Source organism: Endozoicomonas sp. ISHI1 (genome assembly GCF_024606225.1).
GTDB lineage: Bacteria > Pseudomonadota > Gammaproteobacteria > Pseudomonadales > Endozoicomonadaceae > Endozoicomonas_A.
Genome location: NZ_JAGRPU010000001.1, coordinates 563,636 through 571,694 on the forward strand (window position 1 = coordinate 563,636; position 8,059 = coordinate 571,694).

4 protein-coding genes are annotated in these 8,059 nt (G+C 47.8%); 3 read left to right on the forward strand and 1 reads right to left on the reverse strand.

Annotation, left to right across the window (positions count from 1 at the left end):
• Positions 1–14: 14 nt before the first annotated feature.
• The gene (locus KBW69_RS02075; RefSeq protein WP_257279751.1) at positions 15–3,116 is read right to left on the reverse strand and encodes a hypothetical protein; all 3,102 of its coding nucleotides are present in this window, start codon (positions 3,114–3,116) and stop codon (positions 15–17) included.
• A 210-nt stretch (positions 3,117–3,326) separates the two neighbouring features.
• On the opposite strand from KBW69_RS02075, the gene KBW69_RS02080 reads away from it, so the two are divergent.
• The 3 genes from KBW69_RS02080 to KBW69_RS02090 form a co-directional block, all read left to right on the forward strand.
• Positions 3,327–7,004: a DUF4116 domain-containing protein gene (locus KBW69_RS02080; RefSeq protein ID WP_257279752.1), complete on the forward strand. Its 3,678-nt coding sequence runs from the start codon at positions 3,327–3,329 to the stop codon at positions 7,002–7,004.
• 121 nt (positions 7,005–7,125) lie between these two features.
• Positions 7,126–7,623 carry a transposase gene (locus tag KBW69_RS02085; RefSeq protein WP_257279753.1) on the forward strand — a complete coding sequence of 166 codons (498 nt, stop codon included), beginning with the start codon at positions 7,126–7,128 and terminating at the stop codon, positions 7,621–7,623.
• The coding region (locus KBW69_RS02090) for a helix-turn-helix domain-containing protein (RefSeq protein ID WP_373690660.1) at positions 7,620–8,059 on the forward strand (440 nt) is incomplete at its 3' end. The genes KBW69_RS02085 and KBW69_RS02090, both read left to right, overlap by 4 nt.

The following is an 8,059-nucleotide window of genomic DNA, read 5'->3' on the forward strand; positions in this document are numbered from 1 at the left end:
CTAAGCCAGCCTTGTTATGTCTTCGCTTTATTACGATCAGGCAGAACCTTCATAGGCACCAGCATGTCCTGCAGGTTTACGTTACCTTTGTCATCATATCCCCTGAAGCGTTTCTGACTAACCACAGCAATTCCTCTTTGCTCAAGGGCTCTTTTCGCCAGAGGGGATTTCAGGGTTTTCTGGGTTAAAGTGCCGAGGCTCATGGGTATCCCTTCGGATTGCAGTCGTTGCACCTCCTGAACAATGGCTACTTGTGTTTCTGTGCTCAGTAATCTGAAGCCGTGGCGACACTGCATCTTTTCCAGGCGGGTCATCCTTTCAGGCACTCTGACTTGCCTGAGATCATGGAAGCTATTGTGGATGCCACGAGTGATTCCCTTTTGCTGGTCAGTATTGCAGCCTTTATGGTCAGGACTGGTACAGGTGTTAATGCCTGCACGGCTGGCAATATAGCGCCGGACATTATCATCCAGGTATTTTTCCATGTTCTGCAGTGGCAAGGGGGTCTGTTCAAATTTCTCGGTGATAGCCGCCCTGTCAGGTTTGAGCCGGAAAGTTTGAAAATAGGAATCCGTCCGGAGGTCTTTACTATCACTGCCAGTGACTTGTAGCAGATCAGCGGCACCGTGCATGGCGGCTTCCAGTTGCTGTTGCAAGTCCGGTTTCAGGACGGGATCACTGGTGAAATCCTGAGTCACTTGTGGCGGCAGATCCAAACGCGATGGGTCAAACTGCCTGTACTTCTGTCGTTCTGCGGAGAAGCCCGGGAACGAGGCATCAACCCCGGTTAATCGGATAAAGTCCATGCGGTCAGCAAAGCGCAGTACCTGCAGATAACGCCGAACCGATGGGGAAAGATCCTGATCGCTCTTGCCCTGCATGTCGTCTTCCTTGCAGGTCAGTGCTTTGGCAATATCATCCAGCTGTTGTTGTGGATACTGCCCATCCAGATCCCGCTTGAAATAGTAAGCCGCCCTGTCTTCTTCATCTCGCTTGGGAACATCTTCCGCTGCGGCATCATGATAGATGATCGCCAGTGACAACAGGTTTTTTTCAGATTCAGAGAACTTCATCAGATCGAATTTCTCCAGCAGCTCGATATACCACAACAGATTGTTCCGGGCCCTCAATACATGACTGCAGTTGTGATCAGGCTTCCATACCCTGGGCAATGTCTCATTGCCAAGGCATTTAATGACTCGCTCTGGTCCGGGGCGTCGGTAATAATGCTGTAATATTCTCAGAATGGTCTCTTCGTTGTCCTTGGCATTGGCCAAAACCGGTGGCTTGCTGAAGGCGTCGACGAGAAATTGCAACTCCGTTGGTTGCGTCAGGGAGTCAGGTTGGGCAGATTGACAGCCGGTAAGGTTGAAGGACTCTTTCAGTTCGTCTATCTGTTGTTGTCCTTTTTTGATATTTTCTGGCCATTGCTGATAAAAAGGCTCTTGATCTCGCCGTTCCCAGAGTGCTTTGATCCAGCAGATATAATCATCTGCGCCAAGCGCTCCCAGGGATTTTTCAATGCCGTCAGCGGTGGTGTTTGCTATTTTTTTTCTCACAGTGCAAAGTATTCGCTCGTCGGGTTCACCATAATGAAACAGAGCTAATAAATAGTTTTTTAATTGGTCGTAGGGATGATGTCCCTCAAAAGGTCGACAAAGGACGAGGTGAAACGCGTCCTGCAGTTTCGCTGAACTGAATCTCTGGCAACGTTCATGAAACTCCAGCATCACAGCCTGATCACTGATAGAGTCGGAATCAACCATTAAAGACCATAAATCTGTACCCTGGTAGGATACTCCCAATGCCTTCAGGTGGCAGAAAAGTCTTTTTGAATAAAATTGTTCTAAAGCATTCTTGGCGGTTTCCTCACTAACAGCCACTCCGAGCCTGGCCAGATCAGTGGACAATTGGATAATGATATCTTCGTAGTAAGCTGACCAGCCCATACACTGGTTTTCGTCGTCTCCCGTCGCTCTGTTCAACAGATCATACATACATAATTTTTCTGCTGATTTGATCACTAAATCAAATATTGTTTGGTATCCTCCCCAGTAAAGTACTTTTTTTTGAACAGGGAAACCCTGGTCTATTAATTCCCATAAGTGTTGACGGGTGAAGCGATCCGGGTTCATTACCAGTTTTATAATGTCCTCAGCCTGAAATGGATGCTGTTGTGTTGGCAGATGCTGTTGATTCAGGATTTCAGCTTTTAACGACATTGGCAGAAGATTCAACAACCTCTTCAAGTTCTCTTCAGAAATGTTATGGGACATCGCAAAATTACTGAGCCTGGCTTCATTAAGTGCTAACAGATCACCACGGAGTTCATCCTCAAAATAAACCTCTACAGAACCGCCTTGCTGGGAATAAACCAGCCAGGGCAATGGGTCAATGCCAAAAGCCTCTTCTAATTGATGTTTATCCTGTAAATGATCGGTAATACTTTTGGCAATGTTCTCTTTTACAGTGAAAAAGCACTTGATGTCTGATTTTGTATACCCGGTGGTTAGCCATTCTGCAGGGCGTCTTAAGTTTCTATCATCTTTTTCTCTGAATTCGGGCGGCTTGAATGTGCCGTTCGGACGCAGTCCACCTGATGTAGACTTCCTGTATACACAACAGAGACGGTCAGCTTCCTCCAGCTTTTTCAACCGCAGTGAACAATGGTCAGGGAGGCATTTAATGGGCAGTTCATCCGGCTTTAACGCATTGTTTTCTAATAAAAATGTTCTGGCATGCTGTTTATACGCAGCGAGCGTATCGGGTTTTAGAATGCCAACTGTGACATCCTTCGGTCTGGATAATATCGTGGGCACATCTTCAATAATCAGATTGACAGGTCTTGGTCCTGGAATCTCGTCGTTATGGTCAAGATAAGCCAACTCTTTTTCGAATCTTGCATAACATGACTCCGATTCACACACCTTAATCTGTCGAGCACCCAACGAACCGGCCTTTACAGTTGCCCGCAATTCCTGTCTTAGCTGCTCTCTGTTACCCGGGGACAGGCAATGTGCAGTGTTTGAATTCCTGCCAGATTGCGCCGGACAACTCTCAGGGCTCGTAAACGACACTGTCGAGAATGTACTTCCTGTTTTTGGTAATGAATCCATATCAATAAATCTCAGAGTAATTGGAGAGTTATGGTGATGTCCGGATTAGAATTACTTGATGCTCATTAAGATTCCTTTAAAACCGGCACTATGGTTTATGACTTTGTTAGATCAAAAAAGTTCCTGCAATTTAAACTCGGACCGGCAGGTAGTTGAAACTTTTTTCAAAAACACTGGTCGAAATTGAAAATAATTATGGAGATCACAGTCATGGAAGGGATTCAAACAACACTATCTGGCTTTACTTTGTCAGAGTCTGACTGTGCACCAGACTGCTACGAGGCATCCGCATTCGCTCGTTCTGTTATTTCTGTCAATCAAGACTCCCCTCCTTGCGTAGAAGATAATTCAGACATAACTGATCTTTGTTATCCTCAACTACCTGCTCGTGATATCAAACTTCCGGATGCAGATAATCGCTGGCCCGCCATCTTGCCACCCACCACTGACAGGCAAACCCGTGCTTTTATGGGCGGCAAGGGACTATTTCTGCACCTTATGCAGCAGGCCAATATCCCGGTTCCGCCCTTCACTGTGGTTGATACAACCCTGATCACTGCTCTGGAGCAACATCTTTTTCCCACGCAATGCCTGTTGACCTTCCTGCCCAATATAGACATGCAGAGCGACGGATCATACAGTCTGAAACAATTGCGCAAGATCGTTACCGAACTCCCCCAGCAACAACAATCAGAATGGCTAAAGGGTTTATCCGGATTTATTGCCAGTGAGGATTTCTATCAACAGGTCAAAAATATCAGCGCTGCCCGGACTATTCGTCATTGCTACCTCACACTCCAGCAAGCATCCAACAAAGCCTGCATCGTCCGAAGTTCCGGCGTCGATGAAGACCGCTTCGGCGATGCCCAGGCCGGTCGATATGATTCCCGGGTTCATGGTGGCGGCGATATCCTGAAAACCTGTCTGCAAGTCCTGTCGTCTGCTTACCGGCCAGAAGTCTGTCCCACCGGGCAGGTAAAACCCATTGCGCTGGTCATGCAACAGTGCATCAACTGCCAGCTGGGGGGCGTAGTAATCAGCCACTCAACGTTACAGGACGATACCATTCAAGTGGAATATGCACCGGGTCAACCACGGGGGGCAGTCTGTGGAAATTCAGGCATCCGCCCCCATCGCTATACGATCAGGCGCGGTGATGACGAAAACAGTCAACCGGATTGGCAATTTACTCCGGGAGACATTACCACCCAGTTTGTGCTGAAAAAAATCACCGATGAAGAGATCTGTGAAGCGGGTTATATCGAACAGAGCACCACGGCAACCACGGATGTAAAAGACATCATGCTGGCTGATGAGATATTGCAAAAACTGCAGAAATACGCAGAACAGCTGGAAGATATGTTCTGTTGTCCGGTAGATATTGAGTTCGGCGTGGATGACCAGCAGCAACTTTACCTCTTCCAGTGTCGGCCAGTGACCCGGCTGCCGGGCAACACCCATTTCTCTGCCGCAGCTCCCTCCCTGCCGCTGGCTGGAGGCATTATGGTCAGTGAAGGTTGCCGCAGTGGTGTGGCCCTGGTGGTCACCGAACCGGTCAACGCAGAACAGATTCCGCCCAGTACCATTCTGCTTTCCGATCACGCCAGTGACTGGATGCTGGCACCGGATATTTTGCGACGTTTGGGCGGCTGCGTATTCAGACAAGGGGGCACCAACGATCATGTTGCCATCACCCTGCGTCAGGCGGGTATACCCTGCCTGTTGGCTGGTTCTCAGTATTCTGAGGCATCAGCACAAGCCAGCGGACAACAGGTAACACTGGTGGCAGGCAGCTTTGTCGGCAGCCCCGGAGCCTGTTTGCTAACCGGCGACCAGTCTGCTTACTGGCAGGCCCATAGCACCACTTCGAGACAGGATATTATCAGCTCACCCGCGATCGGTGCTGCTGAACCACCGAACTTCAACAGGGTCGACACAGGTTTTGGCTGGCTGAATCGCCAAAATAACCGGTTGCTAGAGTATTTTCACCCTGATCGCCCAATAAGTCGCTGCCTTGCCCCTGGTCGAAGTAAGGCAATCAGCATGTCAGCAAACAGATCGGATCTATTACCACAACTTGTCATGGAGATACTTCGGCTGCAGAACGATTTGCAACGATTTGTATCCGGTTATCTGCGCTTTTTGGATCTGGCTGCTGAGCCCAAACCGGACGCAATACCATCCGAAGTCCAGCCCTTTATCAATGAACTCCCGTTCCTCGTTGAACAATGGAGATACTTGAAGGATGCCATTAATGATCTGCGCTCAAAAGTGCTCTTGCCGCTGACTACCAAAGGAGAATTGCCCGCCCGACGGACGAATTTCAGACAATGGCTGAGAGATTGCCAGACCTTGCTGGATAAATTGCAAAAACTGACCCAGCCCATAGCTGTTCGCAATATTTGTTCTGCCCACGACCTGATTTACTGGCTTCATCAGCGATTTGTGAGCGCTCTCGCCCCGGTCGCAGAAGCATCAGGGCAGGGACAAATTACCAAAATCACAGCAAATAGAACACTGATTGATTTACTCCCACAAGGAGTTGCCGGACTATTAAACGACAATTGCATCTGTGTACTGAGAAAACTTGGCATAGTAAAGCTACGCATGCTTAATATGGTGGATGCCGCTTTTATTAATGCAAACCTCGGAGTGCACGTCTGCACCATAGCAATGCTGGAACAGGCCGAGGGAGGCAAGGGCCGTACACTTCGGCTCGACATCTCTGATCATTTTTCCCAAGACGAGGAAAACAAACACTTACAGGGCAAATTGAAACGCTTCTGGTTTTTGGTCCAGACACTCCGTTGTGCATCGATTGATAGAAGTTCACGGCCAATGTCGATCAGTTTCAATCAAAACGCGGGGAAAATGACCATAGAATACACTCAGGTTGATACCACCTTACAATTACAGATGGGCTTTGTGAAATTGATAACTGTCCTGAGAGGACTGCCCTCGATGGATATATCAATCAACAATTTTAATCGCGGAAACAATACTGATAAGTGGTATTTTGAAACCCTGGTTAAAAAGTGCCAAAACGGGTTGAACGACGCCGTAAATAGCTGGATATTCAAACATTGCCTGGTATTGGATGTCATCAAAAGCCGCAATATACCCTCATATTTCTATGATTTTGCGTTCCTTGATTTTCTGGACGGCGAATACAGGTTATTCCATGGAATGGTCCAACAAGCTGATGATTTTCTTGAGACAACCCAAGGCTCGGCCAGAGGTTCAGATCTTCGTCAAATATTGACTGCTGCTACCGAACACCTTCAGTCAAATTATGCTGCAAGAATGACAAAAGAACTGCTAGCTCACATGGCCATTGAAACCCATTCTCCAAAGATTTTTATTCTACTCTTGCGTGAGGACTTTGATATAGATCACGATAGGGATCTGGTGCTTTTCCTGGTGCAACAAAACCCACACATATTCAGATATATTTCCGACGAATTCAAGGATGATATTGAAATGGCCAAATCTGCAATAGGACAGCAAGGGCTGTTATTAAAATATGCCAGCGATCGTTTCAAAAAAGATAAAGTGCTGGTAATGCTTGCCATTAAAAGTGATGGCTGTGCACTAAAGTATGCCGGTACGGATCTCAAAAATGACCCTGATGTAGTTGTGGCGGCTACCAGAAGACATTTTGATGCCTTTCACTATGCCGGGCAGACAGTAAAAAACAATAAAACCCTCTTGAGAATACTCATTAAGGAAAACCCTAAGGTCATGGACTTTGCTCCTGAGTCCCTTAAAAACGACAAGGACTTTGTTCTGCCACTGCTATCAAGAGATGTCCCCATTTACGAATACCTTAGCGACAGACTGAAATCTGACCCGGATATTCAAGCTGCAGCCCGGAACCAGGACGCCTGATTCAGGCAATAACGCAACAGGCTCTTCCCTTATGTGGCAAAACACCCGCTGTGTCAGGATAGATGTCGCCTCTTTTGATTCATGACTCTCAATAATTGAGAGCATACAAAAAGAGGCTGTTATGACTCGCTACTCCAAAGAAATGAAAGAGTCCATTATCCAGAAGATGATGCCGCCAAATAATGTTTCCGTGGCTCAGCTTAAAAGAGAAACCGGCATTACTGATGCGACCCTGTATACTTGGCGCAAACAGGCAAAAGCGCAAGGTGTACCCGTGCCCGGTGATGGTAAGAATCCTCAGCAGTGGAGTGCTGAAAACAAGTTCGCGGTTCTGATGGAAACCGCCAACATGAATACAACAGAGTTATCCGAATACTGTCGTAAGAAGGGTCTCTACTATGAAGACCTGCAGCAGTGGAAAGCTGATTTTATCGCAGGCAGCACAAAGCCTGCTGAATCCCGTCAGGTACAGGCCGCTGCCAGACGAGATGACAAGAAGCGCATCCAGAAACTGGAAAAAGAACTCAAACGCAAAGACAAAGCACTTGCTGAAACCGCAGCACTGTTGGTTCTAACAAAAAAGGCAAACGCGATCTGGGGGGAGCGCGAGGACGATTGATTCCTCTCCCTGATCGCAAGGAAGCCGTTGCTTTAATCCAGGAAGCTGTTTCACAGGGGGCACGTAAAGTGAAAGCCTGTGCTGCTCTCAACCTGTCGATACGCACGGTTCAGCGCTGGCAAAAAGATGTAGAACAGGTGCGGGAAGATCAGCGTCAATACGCAGACCGGCCAATGCCTGCCAACCAACTAACCAAGAGCGAGCAAAACGAGATTCTGAAAGTCTGTAACAGCGAGCGATTCAAAAGTAAGTCGCCATGCCAGATTGTACCGACACTGGCCGACGAAGGTGTTTATATAGCTTCTGAGTCAAGCTTTTATCGAGTGCTGAAGGCTCATAATCAACAGCATCACCGAGGTCGCAGTCAGAAGCCAGTAAAGCGGAAGCCGACATCGCATCGGGCCACGGCACCAAATCAGCTCTGGTCGTGGGATAT